The 15,122-nt window shown below is 57.0% G+C and carries 16 protein-coding genes; 14 read left to right on the top strand and 2 right to left on the bottom strand.

The window, feature by feature from the left end; genetic code table 11:
* Positions 1-63: 63 nt before the first annotated feature.
* Positions 64-1,011 carry a FecR domain-containing protein gene (locus J5M57_RS15535; protein WP_169842843.1) on the bottom strand — a complete coding sequence of 316 codons (948 nt, stop codon included), beginning with the start codon at positions 1,009-1,011 and terminating at the stop codon, positions 64-66.
* Positions 1,011-1,517: a sigma-70 family RNA polymerase sigma factor gene (locus J5M57_RS15530; protein ID WP_169842844.1), complete on the bottom strand. Its 507-nt coding sequence runs from the start codon at positions 1,515-1,517 to the stop codon at positions 1,011-1,013. The genes J5M57_RS15535 and J5M57_RS15530 overlap by 1 nt, the downstream gene beginning before the upstream one ends.
* 570 nt (positions 1,518-2,087) lie before the next feature.
* Between J5M57_RS15530 and mnmG the strand changes: the two genes are divergently transcribed.
* The 14 genes from mnmG (at position 2,088) to glmU (ending at position 15,078) form a co-directional block, all read left to right on the top strand.
* Positions 2,088-3,986, top strand: coding sequence for a tRNA uridine-5-carboxymethylaminomethyl(34) synthesis enzyme MnmG (gene mnmG, locus J5M57_RS15525; RefSeq protein ID WP_207848669.1), 1,899 nt, complete (start codon positions 2,088-2,090; stop codon positions 3,984-3,986).
* A complete protein-coding gene (rsmG, locus tag J5M57_RS15520) occupies positions 3,983-4,627 on the top strand; it encodes a 16S rRNA (guanine(527)-N(7))-methyltransferase RsmG (protein WP_169842846.1) in 645 nt (214 codons plus the stop codon). The genes mnmG and rsmG overlap by 4 nt, the downstream gene beginning before the upstream one ends.
* Positions 4,628-4,645: 18 nt before the next feature.
* The gene (locus J5M57_RS15515; protein WP_003229787.1) at positions 4,646-5,443 is read left to right on the top strand and encodes a ParA family protein; all 798 of its coding nucleotides are present in this window, start codon (positions 4,646-4,648) and stop codon (positions 5,441-5,443) included.
* Positions 5,444-5,452: 9 nt separating this feature from the next.
* Positions 5,453-6,325, top strand: a complete 873-nt coding sequence (locus tag J5M57_RS15510) for a ParB/RepB/Spo0J family partition protein (RefSeq protein ID WP_007960777.1) — start codon at positions 5,453-5,455, stop codon at positions 6,323-6,325.
* A gap of 148 nt (positions 6,326-6,473) precedes the next feature.
* Positions 6,474-6,881 carry a F0F1 ATP synthase subunit I gene (locus J5M57_RS15505; protein ID WP_003229783.1) on the top strand — a complete coding sequence of 136 codons (408 nt, stop codon included), beginning with the start codon at positions 6,474-6,476 and terminating at the stop codon, positions 6,879-6,881.
* Between the two features lie 16 nt (positions 6,882-6,897).
* The gene (gene atpB / locus J5M57_RS15500; RefSeq protein ID WP_064589928.1) at positions 6,898-7,767 is read left to right on the top strand and encodes a F0F1 ATP synthase subunit A; all 870 of its coding nucleotides are present in this window, start codon (positions 6,898-6,900) and stop codon (positions 7,765-7,767) included.
* Positions 7,768-7,900: 133 nt separating this feature from the next.
* On the top strand, positions 7,901-8,158 hold the full coding sequence (gene atpE / locus J5M57_RS15495; RefSeq protein WP_003097235.1) for a F0F1 ATP synthase subunit C: 258 nt from the start codon (positions 7,901-7,903) through the stop codon (positions 8,156-8,158).
* Positions 8,159-8,217: 59 nt separating this feature from the next.
* Positions 8,218-8,688: a F0F1 ATP synthase subunit B gene (locus J5M57_RS15490; RefSeq protein ID WP_011336718.1), complete on the top strand. Its 471-nt coding sequence runs from the start codon at positions 8,218-8,220 to the stop codon at positions 8,686-8,688.
* 12 nt (positions 8,689-8,700) lie between these two features.
* Positions 8,701-9,237, top strand: coding sequence for a F0F1 ATP synthase subunit delta (locus tag J5M57_RS15485; protein WP_007911956.1), 537 nt, complete (start codon positions 8,701-8,703; stop codon positions 9,235-9,237).
* Between the two features lie 21 nt (positions 9,238-9,258).
* Positions 9,259-10,803, top strand: coding sequence for a F0F1 ATP synthase subunit alpha (atpA, locus tag J5M57_RS15480; protein WP_064589927.1), 1,545 nt, complete (start codon positions 9,259-9,261; stop codon positions 10,801-10,803).
* A gap of 50 nt (positions 10,804-10,853) precedes the next feature.
* On the top strand, positions 10,854-11,714 hold the full coding sequence (atpG, locus tag J5M57_RS15475) for a F0F1 ATP synthase subunit gamma (RefSeq protein WP_007954161.1): 861 nt from the start codon (positions 10,854-10,856) through the stop codon (positions 11,712-11,714).
* Between the two features lie 27 nt (positions 11,715-11,741).
* Positions 11,742-13,121, top strand: coding sequence for a F0F1 ATP synthase subunit beta (gene atpD / locus J5M57_RS15470; protein WP_034152182.1), 1,380 nt, complete (start codon positions 11,742-11,744; stop codon positions 13,119-13,121).
* A 45-nt stretch (positions 13,122-13,166) separates the two neighbouring features.
* Positions 13,167-13,592 (top strand): F0F1 ATP synthase subunit epsilon, encoded by a 426-nt coding sequence (locus J5M57_RS15465; RefSeq protein WP_007954164.1) that lies wholly within the window; start codon positions 13,167-13,169, stop codon positions 13,590-13,592.
* 118 nt (positions 13,593-13,710) lie between these two features.
* Positions 13,711-15,078: a bifunctional UDP-N-acetylglucosamine diphosphorylase/glucosamine-1-phosphate N-acetyltransferase GlmU gene (glmU, locus tag J5M57_RS15460; protein WP_169842848.1), complete on the top strand. Its 1,368-nt coding sequence runs from the start codon at positions 13,711-13,713 to the stop codon at positions 15,076-15,078.
* Positions 15,079-15,122 lie beyond the last annotated feature (44 nt).

Raw genomic sequence — 15,122 nt, 5'->3', positions numbered from 1 at the left:
GCCGGGTCAGGGCAAAAAAAGATAACCCTGTTTTCGATTTATTTTTCCCCAGGTGATTTTCGATCAGCCATTGTGGCTGATCGATACCCAGTAACGGCTGAAGTAGCGGACGTTGATCGGTAGCGAGGCCTGAAGATTGGCGAGCACGGCATCAGTGGAGTCGAGCCGAAAGGTGCCGGACACCCGTAGATCCCGGGCGCGGCTATCGCAGTGCAGAATACCGCTGCGATAACGCTTCAGCTCTTCGATCACCTCACCCAGCCGAGCATCGAGCACAATGAGCTGGCCGTTGGTCCACGCCACTGCCGAGGATTTAAAGGGGTGAAGGAGCCCGATATGCCGACTATCGAAATCCGCACCTTCGCCAGCTTTCAGGATCATCGCGGTCGTTGATCGATCAGCGGGTTGCACGCTGACCCGATCTTCCAGCACGCCGACCCGGGTTGAACCCGACAACTTATGCACAGAAAAACGGGTACCCAACGCTTGAATCCGGCCATCCCCGGTTTCGACAAAAAACGGTCGCTGATCGCCAAGCTTGCCGGTCTGAATGAGGATTTCACCCGAGCGCAAGCGAATCAGCCGTTGCGCTGCCTCGAAAGACACATCGATGGCCGTATCGGTATTGAGCTGGATCTGGCTGCCATCCGCCAATGAGAGGTTACGCCGCTGGCCAACGACGGTTTTGTAGTCCGCCCAGGCATTCCCAAGGGACGTATGTTGTTGGGCATTCCAACCGAGGAATCCCGTTCCGGTCGCGAGCAGCAACAACTTCAGCACCTGGCGCCGTTGTTGGCCGGTATTCAGCGCGCGACGTTTCAAATCCTGCGGCAAAGTGCCGAGATGACGCTGCAATTGTTCCATCTGGTTCCAGGCCGCCAGATGCGCTGGATCGCTATCTATCCACAGCTGCCAGGCCTTTTGTTCGGCGAGCGTCGGCGGATCGGCCTGAAACTGCACGTACCAACCAGCAGCGGCTTCGAAAACCTTGCGGTTCGGTGCACTGGCCATCAACGCTGCGCCATGATCAGGGCACATTCCGTCAGGGCGCGGATCATGTGCTTCTTTACTGTGGTCAGGGAAACCTTCAGTTGCACAGCAATCTGTTGATAAGTCAGGCCGTCAATCTGCGAAAGGATGAAGATCTTCTGGGTTCGCGCGCCCAGACCGGCCAAGGCTTTATCCACAGCGACCAAGGTTTCGATGATCAGCGCCTTATCTTCTTCGCTGATGGCAGTGGCTTCCGGTCGAGCAGCCAAAGTCTGCAAGTAGGCGACTTCGATGGCCTGTCTTCGATAACGATCAATGACGAGGCCACGTGCGATGGTCGCCAGATAATCCCGCGGTTCACGAATCTGCGAGGCATTACGTGCTGCGAGAATCCGCACGAAGGTGTCATGCGCGACATCGGCAGCATCGCAGGCGTCATGCAGTTTGCCCTTGAGCCATCCATATAGCCACGAATGGTGTTGCTCGTAGATTTTCTCGATCGCTGCATGATGGGCGGGTAAGGACATGGGAGAAACTGGCGAGTTAATGATAATGGCTATTATTAGCCTCTGTTACGTTCTCTCACAATAGCCCTGTCGCATCCCTCTATCGGCTTCCTGGTCGTCACCGATCTCTCGGCGGCGCTTTTTTTACGCCCAGAAAAAATGCTTGGGTCGAATTTCTGTGGATTAAGCCCTGTGAATAACTGCCACTGAGGTCGGTTGATAACAGGGCTTCAAAACTGGATATAACCTCCTCTGTGGATAACCACCCCTTTGATCCACAGGCTTACACCGGTTATCCAACGGCCTCATTGGCACATGAGCACAGGGTTTTGAAACTCTGTACACATTGAATAATAAGGCTTGTAGCAATCTATCCACAGAAAGGTGGGTCAGTAAGAATAAACATAAAAACAAAGGTTTTATAAATTTCTCTCTTTTTTATTCTTTTAACTTCGAGTTCTCCACAGCTGGTTAAATTTTGTGCAAAGGGTTCTTTAGGAAGGGCGAAGTCCCTATACTTGTCGACCAGGTCCAGAAACCTGATCTCAAACTATTCCTGAATTACCTACTTAAGCAGGCACGAGGTGCGTGGTGGATTTCCCTTCCCGTTTTGAAGTGATCGTCATCGGCGGCGGTCATGCCGGTACCGAGGCAGCACTGGCCTCAGCACGTATGGGGGCAAAAACCCTGTTGCTGACGCATAACGTGGAAACCCTCGGCGCCATGAGCTGCAACCCGGCCATCGGTGGCATTGGCAAAAGCCATCTGGTCAAGGAAATCGATGCCCTCGGCGGCGCGATGGCCATCGCCACCGATCTGGGCGGCATCCAGTTTCGCGTGTTGAACAGCCGTAAAGGCCCGGCCGTGCGTGCGACTCGGGCACAAGCCGACCGAATTCTGTACAAGGCCGCGGTCCGCGAAATCCTGGAAAACCAGCCGAACCTGTGGATATTTCAACAAGCCGCGGACGACCTGATCGTTGAGCAGGAACAAGTACGCGGTGTTGTCACCCAAATGGGTCTGCGGTTCTTCGCCGATTCCGTGGTGTTGACCACCGGTACCTTCCTTGGCGGACTTATCCACATCGGTTTGCAGAATTTCTCCGGCGGTCGCGCCGGTGATCCGCCGTCGATTGCCCTGGCGCATCGTCTGCGTGAACTGCCGTTGCGTGTGGGTCGCCTGAAAACCGGTACGCCACCGCGCATCGATGGCAAATCTGTGGATTTCTCGGTCATGACCGAGCAGCCAGGCGATACGCCGATCCCGGTGATGTCGTTCATGGGCAACAAGGAACAACATCCACGCCAGGTCAGTTGCTGGATTACCCATACCAACGCCCGCACCCACGAAATCATCGCGGCGAACCTCGATCGTTCGCCGATGTATTCCGCTGCTGGCGAAATCGAGGGCATCGGTCCACGTTACTGCCCGTCGATCGAAGACAAGATTCATCGCTTTGCCGACAAGGAAAGCCATCAGGTGTTCATCGAACCGGAAGGTCTGACCACCCATGAGCTGTACCCCAACGGGATATCCACAAGCTTGCCGTTCGACGTGCAGTTGCAGATCGTGCAATCGATCCGCGGCATGGAAAATGCGCACATCGTGCGTCCGGGTTATGCGATCGAGTACGACTACTTCGATCCGCGCGACCTGAAGTACAGCCTGGAAACCAAAGTGATTGGCGGTCTGTTCTTCGCGGGCCAGATCAACGGCACCACCGGTTACGAAGAAGCCGGTGCACAAGGTCTGCTCGCTGGCGCCAACGCCGCGCTGCGTGCGAAGGGCAAAGAAGCCTGGTGCCCGCGTCGCGACGAGGCGTACATCGGGGTGTTGGTCGACGACCTGATCACCCTCGGTACCCAAGAGCCGTACCGCATGTTCACTTCCCGTGCCGAATACCGCCTGATTCTGCGTGAGGACAACGCCGACCTGCGTCTGACCGAAAAAGGTCGCGAGCTCGGATTGGTCGATGACGCGCGTTGGGCGGCCTTCTGCAAAAAGCGCGAAAGTATCGAGCTCGAAGAGCAGCGCCTGAAAAGCACGTGGGTTCGTCCGGGCACTCAGCAGGGCGATGCGATCGCCGAAAAATTCGGCACGCCGCTGACCCACGAATACAACTTGCTCAATCTCTTGAGCCGCCCGGAAATCGACTACGCTGGTCTGGTCGAAGTGACCGGGCAGGGCGCCGAAGATCCACAGGTCGCCGAACAGGTTGAGATCAAGACCAAATACGCCGGTTACATCGACCGTCAACAGGACGAAATCGCCCGTCTGCGCGCCAGTGAAGACACGAAACTGCCTGTGGATATCGATTACACCAACATTTCCGGTCTCTCCAAGGAAATCCAGAGCAAGCTCGGTGCGACGCGTCCAGAGACGCTCGGCCAGGCTTCGCGGATCCCGGGTGTGACCCCGGCAGCGATTTCGCTGTTGATGATTCATTTGAAAAAACGCGGCGCGGGCCGTCAGTTGGAGCAAAGCGCTTGAGTTCTAAGGTCACTTCGCAACACGCCGAAGAGTTATCCACAGGAGCCCGCGAGCTCGGTGTCAACCTCAGCGCCGCCCAGCACGAATTGTTGCTGGGTTACCTGGCCCTGTTGATCAAATGGAATCAGGCCTACAACCTGACTGCAGTCCGCGATCCTGACGAAATGGTTTCGCGCCATTTGCTCGACAGCCTGAGCGTGATGTCATTCATCGAAAACGGTCGCTGGCTCGATGTCGGTAGCGGCGGCGGCATGCCGGGGATCCCGTTGGCGATCCTGTATCCGGACTCGCAAGTGACCTGTCTGGACAGCAACGGCAAGAAAACCCGCTTTCTGACCCAGGTCAAACTCGAACTCAAACTGGATAACCTGCAAGTTATCCACAGTCGCGTCGAAGCGTTTCAGCCTGCCGAGCCGTTCAACGGGATCATTTCCCGGGCGTTCAGCAGCATGGAGAACTTCACAAACTGGACTCGCCACCTCGGCGATGCCGATACGCGCTGGCTGGCAATGAAGGGCGTTCATCCGGCCGATGAGCTGGTAGCATTGCCGGCAGACTTCAAACTCGATAGCGAACACGCCCTGGCCGTACCCGGTTGCCAAGGCCAACGCCATCTGCTGATACTGCGCCGCACGGCATGATTGGGAACACAAGCAAGAATGGCTAAGGTATTCGCGATAGCGAACCAGAAGGGTGGTGTGGGCAAGACCACCACCTGTATCAACCTCGCAGCATCCCTGGTCGCGACCAAGCGCCGGGTGCTGTTGATCGATCTCGATCCACAGGGCAACGCCACCATGGGTAGCGGTGTGGATAAACATGGCCTGGAAAACTCGGTCTATGACCTGCTGATCGGCGAATGCGATCTGGCCCAGGCCATGCACTACTCCGAACACGGCGGTTATCAACTGCTTCCGGCCAACCGCGATCTGACTGCGGCCGAAGTGGTCCTGCTGGAAATGCAGATGAAGGAAAGCCGTCTGCGCAGCGCGCTGGCGCCGATCCGTGAAAACTACGATTACATTTTGATCGACTGCCCGCCGTCGCTGTCGATGCTCACGCTGAACGCACTGGTCGCCGCTGACGGGGTAATTATCCCCATGCAGTGCGAATACTTTGCGCTCGAAGGTTTGAGCGACCTTGTGGATAACATCAAGCGCATCGCCGAACTGCTGAACCCGAACCTCAAGGTCGAAGGTTTGCTGCGGACCATGTATGACCCGCGTCTGAGCCTGATGAACGATGTTTCGGCACAGCTCAAGGAACACTTTGGCGAACAGCTGTACGATACCGTGATCCCGCGCAACATCCGCCTGGCCGAAGCGCCGAGTTACGGTATGCCGGCACTGGCCTACGACAAGCAATCGCGTGGCGCGCTGGCCTATCTGGCTTTGGCGGGCGAGATGGTTCGCCGTCAACGCAAAAATTCACGCATCGCCGCTGCCCAGCCAACTTAAGGAATCCCCATGGCCGTCAAGAAACGAGGTCTCGGACGTGGACTGGATGCACTGCTGAGTGGTCCGACCGTCAGCGCGCTGGAAGAACAGGCGGCGCAGGCTGATACCCGTGAACTGCAACACCTGCCGCTGGATCTGCTGCAGCGTGGCAAATACCAGCCACGTCGCGACATGGATCCGCAGGCGCTGGAAGAGCTGGCGCAGTCGATCAAGGCGCAAGGCGTGATGCAGCCGATCGTGGTTCGCCCGATTGGCGGTGGCCGCTTCGAAATCATTGCCGGTGAACGCCGTTGGCGCGCCAGCCAGCAGGCTGGCCAGGAAACCATTCCGGCCATGGTCCGCGATGTGCCGGATGAAACCGCGATCGCCATTGCGCTGATCGAGAACATCCAGCGTGAAGACCTGAACCCGATCGAGGAAGCCGTCGCCTTGCAGCGTTTGCAGCAGGAGTTCCAGCTCACTCAACAACAGGTTGCCGAGGCTGTGGGTAAGTCCCGCGTGACTGTGGCTAACCTGTTGCGGCTTATTGCACTGCCCGAAGTGATCAAGACCATGCTGTCGCACGGCGACCTGGAAATGGGTCACGCCCGTGCTTTGCTCGGTCTGCCGGACAATCAGCAGGTGGAAGGGGCGCGACATGTTGTCGCACGCGGCCTCACCGTGCGCCAGACTGAAGCACTGGTTCGCCAGTGGCTCAGCGGCAAACCGGAGCCTGTTGAAGCGGCGAAACCTGATCCGGACATCGCTCGTCTCGAACAGCGTCTGGCCGAGCGCCTAGGCTCTGCGGTGCAGATTCGCCATGGCAAGAAGGGAAAGGGTCAGCTGGTCATCGGTTATAACTCGCTCGATGAGCTTCAAGGTGTGCTCGCACACATCCGCTGAAACATTTCCTCATGTAGCGCGCAGTCGGAAATCACTACCTGACAGTTGAATAGGGGCAGAACCGCCCCTATACTCTGCGCGCATTTTGTCGGCACAAATTATGCCAAGTTATTGAATTCTGGCAGCCGACCATTGGAGAGCAAACGTGATGGAAACCCGCAAGCCAAACCGCCTGCCGTTCCATCGCCTGGCGGTCTTTCCGGTGTTGATGGCTCAATTTGTCATTTTGCTCATTGCCGCTTTGGCGCTTTGGCAATGGCACGGAGTCGTTGCCGGATACTCGGGACTTTGCGGAGGCCTGATAGCCTTGCTGCCCAATGTTTATTTCGCTCACAAGGCATTTCGGTTTTCCGGCGCCCGAGCAGCCCAGTCCATCGTCCGGTCATTTTATGCCGGCGAGGCAGGCAAACTGATTTTGACGGCAGTGCTGTTTGCACTGGTGTTTGCAGGTGTGAAGCCATTGGCGCCGATCGCAGTATTCGGCGCTTTCGTGCTGACTCAGTCGGTCAGCTGGTTCGCTCCCCTGCTGATGAGAACAAGACTTTCGAGACCTTAGGGCGTTTGAGGCAACCATGGCAGAAACAACCGCTTCGGGCTATATCCAGCACCACTTGCAGAACCTGACTTTCGGTCAGCTACCTAACGGCGGCTGGGGCTTTGCCCATTCCGCAGCAGAAGCCAAGGAAATGGGCTTCTGGGCTTTCCACGTCGATACCCTCGGCTGGTCGGTCGCACTGGGTCTGATTTTCGTTTTCCTTTTCCGCATGGCGGCAAAGAAGGCGACTTCCGGTCAACCAGGTGCACTGCAGAACTTCGTTGAAGTATTGGTCGAATTCGTCGATGGCAGCGTGAAAGACAGCTTCCATGGCCGTAGCCCGGTGATTGCACCGCTGGCACTGACCATTTTCGTCTGGGTGTTCCTGATGAACGCCGTCGACCTGGTACCGGTCGACTGGATTCCTCAGCTGGCCATCCTGATCACCGGCGACCACCACATCCCGTTCCGCGCCGTGTCGACCACCGACCCGAACGCGACCCTGGGTATGGCGTTCTCGGTTTTCGCACTGATCATTTTCTATAGCATCAAGGTCAAGGGCATCGGCGGCTTCATCGGCGAACTGACCCTGCACCCGTTCGGCAGCAAGAACATCTTCGTTCAAGCCCTGCTGATCCCGGTGAACTTCCTGCTGGAATTCGTGACCCTGATCGCCAAGCCGATCTCCCTGGCTCTGCGTCTGTTCGGCAACATGTATGCCGGCGAGCTGGTGTTCATTCTGATCGCTGTGATGTTCGGCAGCGGCCTGCTCTGGCTGAGTGGCCTGGGCGTTGTTCTGCAGTGGGCGTGGGCTGTGTTCCACATCCTGATCATCACCCTGCAGGCGTTCATCTTCATGATGCTGACCATCGTTTACCTGTCGATGGCGCACGAAGAAAACCATTAAGAGCAGCCTCGGCTGATCTGATGTCCCTCCCGGTCAAACGGGAGGGGGCTCTTAACCGGGCCTCTGAAACGATTTGTTTTACCGCTTTAATCTAAAAAACCTAAACCATACGACGTAAAAGTCGGGAGGAAAGATGGAAACTGTAGTTGGTCTAACCGCTATCGCTGTTGCACTGTTGATCGGCCTGGGCGCACTGGGTACCGCAATTGGTTTCGGCCTGCTGGGCGGCAAGTTCCTGGAAGGCGCAGCGCGTCAGCCAGAAATGGTCCCAATGCTGCAAGTTAAAATGTTCATCGTTGCCGGTCTGCTCGACGCCGTAACCATGATCGGTGTTGGTATCGCTCTGTTCTTCACCTTTGCGAACCCGTTCGTTGGTCAGATCGCTGGCTAATTACCCGGATTCTTCCGAGTAATTTGATGTGATGGACAACGTAACTGCGAGGTGTTGGCGTGAACATTAATGCGACCCTGATTGGCCAGTCCGTTGCGTTCCTGATTTTTGTACTGTTCTGCATGAAGTTCGTATGGCCTCCGGTCATTGCGGCTCTGCACGAACGTCAAAAGAAGATCGCTGATGGTCTGGACGCTGCCAGCCGAGCAGCTCGCGACCTGGAGTTGGCCCAAGAGAAAGCGGGTCAGCAACTGCGCGAAGCGAAAGCTCAGGCAGCTGAAATCATCGAGCAAGCCAAGAAACGCGGTAACCAGATCGTTGAAGAGGCTGTTGAAAAAGCCCGTATCGACGCTGACCGTGTGAAGGTTCAGGCTCAAGCCGAGATCGAACAGGAACTGAACAGTGTCAAAGACAAGCTGCGCGCCCAAGTGGGCTTGCTGGCTGTCGGCGGCGCCGAGAAGATCCTGGGTGCCACAATCGATCAAAACGCGCACGCAGAGCTGGTTAACCAACTGGCTGCTGAAATCTAAGCGAGGGCGATCATGGCAGAACTGACCACGTTGGCCCGACCTTACGCTAAGGCGGCCTTCGAGCACGCTCAGGCCCACCAGCAACTGGCCAATTGGTCAGCCATGCTCGGCCTGGCAGCAGCGGTGTCGCAAGACGACACCATGCAGCGCGTGCTCAAGGCCCCGCGACTGACGAGCGCAGAAAAGGCCGCCACGTTCATTGACGTGTGCGGCGACAAGTTTGATGCCAAGGCACAGAATTTCATCAATGTCGTTGCCGAAAACGACCGTCTCCCGCTTCTGCCGGAGATCGCCGCTCTTTTCGACCTGTACAAGGCCGAACAAGAGAAGTCGGTAGACGTTGAAGTGACCAGTGCTTTTGCATTGAACCAAGAACAGCAAGACAAACTCGCCAAGGTTCTCAGTGCACGACTCAACCGGGAAGTGCGCCTGCAAGTTGCGGAGGACGCTGCCTTGATTGGTGGTGTCGTGATCCGCGCCGGCGACCTGGTTATCGATGGCTCGATTCGCGGAAAAATCGCGAAACTTGCCGAAGCATTGAAATCTTGAGTTTGAAGGGGCAGCAGAGCAATGCAGCAACTCAATCCTTCCGAAATAAGTGAAATTATCAAGGGCCGCATCGACAAGCTCGATGTGACCTCCCAAGCCCGTAACGAAGGCACTGTCGTCAGCGTATCTGACGGCATCGTGCGGATTCACGGTCTGGCCGACGTCATGTACGGCGAGATGATCGAGTTTCCGGGCGGCGTCTACGGTATGGCCCTCAACCTGGAGCAAGACTCCGTAGGTGCCGTTGTATTGGGCGCATACACCAGTCTGGCTGAAGGCATGAGCGCCAAGTGCACTGGCCGCATCCTCGAAGTTCCGGTTGGTAAGGAACTGCTGGGTCGCGTAGTCGACGCACTGGGTAACCCTGTTGACGGCAAAGGTCCACTGGGCAACACCGAGACCGACGCGGTCGAGAAAGTTGCTCCGGGCGTGATCTGGCGTAAGTCGGTAGACCAGCCTGTACAGACTGGCTACAAGGCTGTCGATGCCATGATCCCTGTCGGCCGTGGCCAGCGTGAGCTGATCATCGGTGACCGTCAGATCGGTAAAACCGCTCTGGCGATCGACGCGATCATCAACCAGAAAGACAGCGGCATTTTCTGCGTCTACGTAGCGATCGGTCAGAAACAATCGACCATCGCCAACGTGGTTCGCAAGCTGGAAGAAAACGGCGCCCTGGCCAACACGATCATCGTGGCTGCCAGTGCTTCGGAATCTCCTGCGCTGCAATTCCTGGCACCGTACTCCGGTTGCACCATGGGTGAATTCTTCCGCGACCGCGGTGAAGACGCGCTGATCGTTTATGACGATCTGTCCAAGCAAGCAGTGGCTTACCGCCAGATTTCCCTGCTGCTGCGCCGTCCACCAGGCCGTGAAGCTTACCCAGGCGACGTGTTCTATCTCCACTCCCGTCTGCTGGAGCGCGCATCCCGCGTTTCGGAAGAGTACGTAGAGAAGTTCACCAACGGCGCAGTGACCGGCAAAACCGGTTCCCTGACCGCACTGCCGATCATCGAAACCCAGGCTGGCGACGTTTCCGCGTTCGTTCCGACCAACGTGATTTCCATCACCGACGGTCAGATCTTCCTGGAATCGGCCATGTTCAACTCGGGCATCCGCCCTGCAGTGAACGCCGGTGTTTCGGTATCCCGTGTGGGTGGTGCCGCTCAGACCAAGATCATCAAGAAGCTGTCCGGTGGTATCCGTACCGCTCTGGCTCAGTACCGTGAACTGGCGGCATTCGCCCAGTTCGCTTCTGACCTGGACGAAGCGACCCGTAAGCAACTTGAGCATGGTCAGCGCGTTACCGAGCTGATGAAGCAGAAGCAATACGCACCAATGTCGATCGCTGACATGGCGCTGTCGCTGTATGCCGCTGAGCGTGGGTTCCTGACTGACATTGAAATCGCCAAGATCGGCAGCTTCGAACAAGCGCTGATTGCTTTCTTCAACCGCGATCACGCCGATTTGATGGCCAAGATCAACGTTAAAGGTGACTTCAATGACGAAATCGACGCTGGCATGAAAGCCGGTATCGAGAAGTTCAAGGCCACCCAAACCTGGTAAGCCGCAGCGGGAGCCGCGAGGCTCCCGCTTGCTAACCTGATAGGTGTTACATGGCAGGCGCAAAAGAGATTCGCAGTAAGATTGCGAGCATCAAAAGCACGCAAAAGATTACCAGCGCCATGGAAAAAGTGGCGGTCAGCAAAATGCGCAAGGCACAAATGCGCATGGCTGCTAGCCGTCCTTATGCGGAGCGTATCCGCCAGGTAATTGGGCATCTGGCCAACGCCAACCCGGAATACCGCCACCCGTTCATGATCGACCGCGAAGTAAAGCGCGTCGGTTATGTCGTCGTGAGCAGTGACCGTGGTTTGTGCGGCGGCTTGAACACCAACCTGTTCAAGGCCCTGGTCAAGGACATGGCGGTAAACCGCGAAAACGGCGTCGAGATTGATCTGTGTGTCGTGGGTAGCAAGGGTGCGGCCTTTTTCCGCAACTTCGGCGGTAACGTCGTTGCAGCTATCAGCCACCTGGGTGAAGAGCCGTCGATCAATGATCTGATCGGCAGCGTCAAGGTGATGCTGGATGCCTACCTGGATGGCCGTATTGATCGCCTGTCCGTGGTGTCCAACAAGTTCATCAACACCATGACGCAACAGCCTACCGTGGAGCAGTTGATTCCACTGGTGGCGACCCCGGATCAAGAACTCAAGCACCACTGGGACTATCTCTACGAACCGGATGCCAAAGAGCTGCTTGACGGCTTGATGGTGCGTTACGTGGAGTCGCAGGTCTACCAGGCGGTGGTCGAGAACAACGCGGCCGAACAAGCTGCGCGGATGATCGCGATGAAGAACGCTACCGACAACGCCGGTGATTTGATCAGCGATTTGCAGCTGATCTACAACAAGGCGCGTCAGGCTGCGATCACCCAAGAGATCTCGGAAATCGTCGGCGGCGCTGCCGCGGTTTAACGGTTCAAATATTCAGAGGATCCAGCTATGAGTAGCGGACGTATCGTTCAAATCATCGGCGCCGTTATCGACGTGGAATTCCCACGCGACAGCGTACCGAGCATCTACAACGCGCTGAAAGTAATGAGCGCGGCCGAAACCACTCTGGAAGTTCAGCAACAGCTGGGCGACGGCGTGGTTCGCACCATTGCGATGGGTTCCACCGAGGGCTTGAAGCGCGGTCTGGAAGTTACCGATTCTGGCGCAGCCATCTCCGTACCGGTCGGTAAAGCGACCCTGGGCCGGATCATGGACGTCCTGGGTAACCCAATCGACGAAGCCGGTCCAATCGACACCGAAGAGCGTTGGGGCATTCACCGTCCAGCGCCTTCGTTCGCTGAACAGGCAGGCGGCAACGACCTGCTGGAAACCGGCATCAAGGTTATCGACCTGGTTTGCCCGTTTGCCAAAGGCGGTAAAGTTGGTCTGTTCGGTGGTGCCGGTGTAGGCAAAACCGTAAACATGATGGAACTGATCCGTAACATCGCCATCGAGCACAGCGGTTATTCCGTGTTCGCCGGTGTGGGTGAGCGTACTCGTGAGGGTAACGACTTCTACCACGAGATGAAGGACTCCAACGTTCTGGACAAAGTGGCACTGGTTTACGGTCAGATGAACGAGCCGCCGGGAAACCGTCTGCGCGTAGCACTGACCGGCCTGACCATGGCCGAGAAGTTCCGTGACGAAGGTAACGACGTTCTGCTGTTCGTCGACAACATCTATCGTTACACCCTGGCCGGTACTGAAGTATCCGCACTGCTGGGCCGTATGCCTTCGGCAGTAGGTTACCAGCCGACCCTGGCTGAAGAGATGGGCGTTCTGCAAGAACGTATCACTTCGACCAAGGAAGGTTCGATCACCTCGATCCAAGCGGTATACGTACCTGCGGACGACTTGACCGACCCGTCGCCAGCGACCACCTTCGCCCACTTGGACGCCACCGTCGTTCTGTCCCGTGACATCGCTTCCCTGGGTATCTACCCAGCGGTAGATCCACTGGATTCGACTTCGCGCCAGCTGGACCCGAACGTAATCGGCCAGGACCACTACGACACCGCTCGCGGCGTTCAGTACGTTCTGCAACGTTACAAAGAGCTGAAAGACATCATCGCGATCCTGGGTATGGACGAGCTGTCGGAAGCCGACAAACAGTTGGTTAACCGTGCTCGTAAGATCCAGCGCTTCTTGTCGCAGCCGTTCTTCGTGGCTGAAGTCTTCACCGGTGCTTCGGGTAAATACGTTTCCCTGAAAGACACCATTGCTGGCTTCAAAGGCATCCTCAACGGTGACTACGACCACCTGCCAGAACAAGCGTTCTACATGGTTGGCGGCATCGAAGAAGCGATCGAGAAAGCCAAGAAACTGTAATCCCGGCGCCCGGCAACGGGCGCTAATTTAGGTTGAGGCAATCAGATGGCTATGACAGTCCATTGCGATATCGTCAGCGCGGAAGGGGAAATCTTTTCCGGCCTGGTCGAGATGGTGATTGCGCACGGTGCACTGGGTGATCTTGGTATCGCTCTGGGTCACGCGCCGCTGATCACTAATCTGAAGCCAGGTCCGATCCGCCTGATCAAGCAAGGCGGGGAAGCCGAGGTGTTCTACATCTCCGGTGGTTTCCTCGAGGTTCAGCCGAACATGGTCAAGGTGCTTGCCGATACCGTGCAACGTGCCGCCGACCTGGATGAAGCTCAGGCTCAAGCAGCTCTCAAGGCTGCCGAGGCTGCTCTGCACGAAAAGAGCGCAGATTTCGATTACGGAGCTGCGTCCGCACGTCTGGCCGAGGCCGCAGCTCAGCTGCGTACCGTCCAGCAGATCCGCAAGAAGTTTGGCGGTTAATCCGTCAGCCGCTTGTTGTGCGATTGATAAAAAAGGGTAGCCTCGGCTACCCTTTTTTCTTTTCCGAATTTTACAAACCCGGTCGCAGTTGCTGACCACCCAGGATTGGTAGCCAGTCATGTCTCTCGAAATCGTTATTCTCGCGGCCGGTCAAGGCACCCGCATGCGCTCGGCGTTGCCTAAAGTGCTGCACCCGGTTGCCGGCAATTCCATGCTGGGTCATGTTATCCACAGCGCACGGCAGCTTGATCCGCAGCGCATCCACGTGGTCATCGGTCACGGTGCCGATGCTGTGCGTGAGCGTCTGGCGGCTGATGATCTGAATTTCGTGCTGCAGGACAAACAGCTCGGCACAGGTCATGCGACCGCTCAGGCTGTGCCGTTCATCACCGCCGACACGGTACTGATTCTTTACGGTGACGTGCCGCTGATCGAAGTCGAAACCCTGCAGCGCCTGCTAAAGCATGTCGTGCCGGGACAGATGGGGCTGTTGACCGTCGAGCTGGACGATCCGACCGGTTACGGACGCATCGTGCGTGACGCTGACGGCAAGGTCGCTGCCATCGTTGAGCACAAAGATGCCAGCGAAGCTCAGCGCGCAATCACCGAAGGCAACACTGGCATTCTCGCCGTCCCGGCTAATCATCTGGCCGACTGGATGAGCCGCCTGTCGAACAACAACGCGCAGGGCGAGTATTACTTGACCGACGTGATCGAGATGGCTGTCAACGATGGCCTGGTGGTTGCTACTGAGCAGCCGCACGATCCGATGGAAGTGCAGGGCGCCAACGATCGCAAGCAACTGTCGGAACTGGAGCGTCATTACCAGCTGCGTGCCGGTCGCCGTTTGATGGCACAAGGTGTGACCTTGCGCGATCCGGCGCGTTTCGATGTGCGTGGTGAAGTGACTGTCGGCCGCGATGTGCTGATCGACGTCAACGTGATCCTTGAAGGCAACGTGGTTATTGAAGACGACGTGGTGATCGGCCCGAACTGCGTGATCAAGGACAGCACGCTGCGCAAAGGTGTAGTGATCAAGGCCAACAGCCATATCGAAGGAGCAGTTCTCGGTGAAGGCAGTGATGCCGGTCCGTTCGCTCGCTTGCGTCCGGGGACTGTCCTTGAAGCCCGCGCCCATGTGGGTAACTTTGTCGAACTGAAAAACGCGCACATGGGCGAGGGTGCCAAGGCCGGGCACTTGACCTATCTGGGCGACGCCGAAATTGGTGCGCGCACCAACATCGGCGCTGGCACCATCACCTGCAACTACGATGGCGCCAACAAGTGGAAAACCGTATTGGGCGAAGATGTGTTCATCGGTTCCAACAACTCGTTGGTGGCGCCTGTGGATATCTCCTCGGGTGCAACCACCGCGGCTGGATCGACCATCACGCAGAATGTGGATAAATCGCAGTTGGCCGTCGGTCGGGCGCGGCAGAAGAACATCGATGGCTGGAAGCGGCCGGAGAAGATCAAGAAGAGCTGAGTTATCCACAGCGGCTTGAAGACCCAGAAATCGCAGCCTTCTGC

Origin of the sequence: Pseudomonas sp. 86_A, from assembly GCF_017491705.1 — a bacterium.
Lineage (GTDB): Bacteria > Pseudomonadota > Gammaproteobacteria > Pseudomonadales > Pseudomonadaceae > Aquipseudomonas > Aquipseudomonas koreensis.
Note: the sequence above shows the minus strand (reverse complement) of the source record. Positions and strands in the feature narration are given on the sequence as shown.

Bases quoted from the DNA above. Each gene is read 5' to 3' on its own strand.
- J5M57_RS15535 (WP_169842843.1), bottom strand. From the start codon at position 1,011: ATGGCCAGTGCACCGAACCGCAAGGTTTTCGAAGCCGCTGCTGGTTGG.
- J5M57_RS15530 (WP_169842844.1), bottom strand. From the start codon at position 1,517: ATGTCCTTACCCGCCCATCATGCAGCGATCGAGAAAATCTACGAGCAA.
- J5M57_RS15515 (WP_003229787.1), top strand. From the start codon at position 4,646: ATGGCTAAGGTATTCGCGATAGCGAACCAGAAGGGTGGTGTGGGCAAG.
- J5M57_RS15510 (WP_007960777.1), top strand. From the start codon at position 5,453: ATGGCCGTCAAGAAACGAGGTCTCGGACGTGGACTGGATGCACTGCTG.
- J5M57_RS15505 (WP_003229783.1), top strand. From the start codon at position 6,474: ATGGAAACCCGCAAGCCAAACCGCCTGCCGTTCCATCGCCTGGCGGTC.
- atpB (WP_064589928.1), top strand. From the start codon at position 6,898: ATGGCAGAAACAACCGCTTCGGGCTATATCCAGCACCACTTGCAGAAC.
- atpE (WP_003097235.1), top strand. From the start codon at position 7,901: ATGGAAACTGTAGTTGGTCTAACCGCTATCGCTGTTGCACTGTTGATC.
- J5M57_RS15485 (WP_007911956.1), top strand. From the start codon at position 8,701: ATGGCAGAACTGACCACGTTGGCCCGACCTTACGCTAAGGCGGCCTTC.
- atpA (WP_064589927.1), top strand. From the start codon at position 9,259: ATGCAGCAACTCAATCCTTCCGAAATAAGTGAAATTATCAAGGGCCGC.
- atpG (WP_007954161.1), top strand. From the start codon at position 10,854: ATGGCAGGCGCAAAAGAGATTCGCAGTAAGATTGCGAGCATCAAAAGC.
- atpD (WP_034152182.1), top strand. From the start codon at position 11,742: ATGAGTAGCGGACGTATCGTTCAAATCATCGGCGCCGTTATCGACGTG.
- J5M57_RS15465 (WP_007954164.1), top strand. From the start codon at position 13,167: ATGGCTATGACAGTCCATTGCGATATCGTCAGCGCGGAAGGGGAAATC.
- glmU (WP_169842848.1), top strand. From the start codon at position 13,711: ATGTCTCTCGAAATCGTTATTCTCGCGGCCGGTCAAGGCACCCGCATG.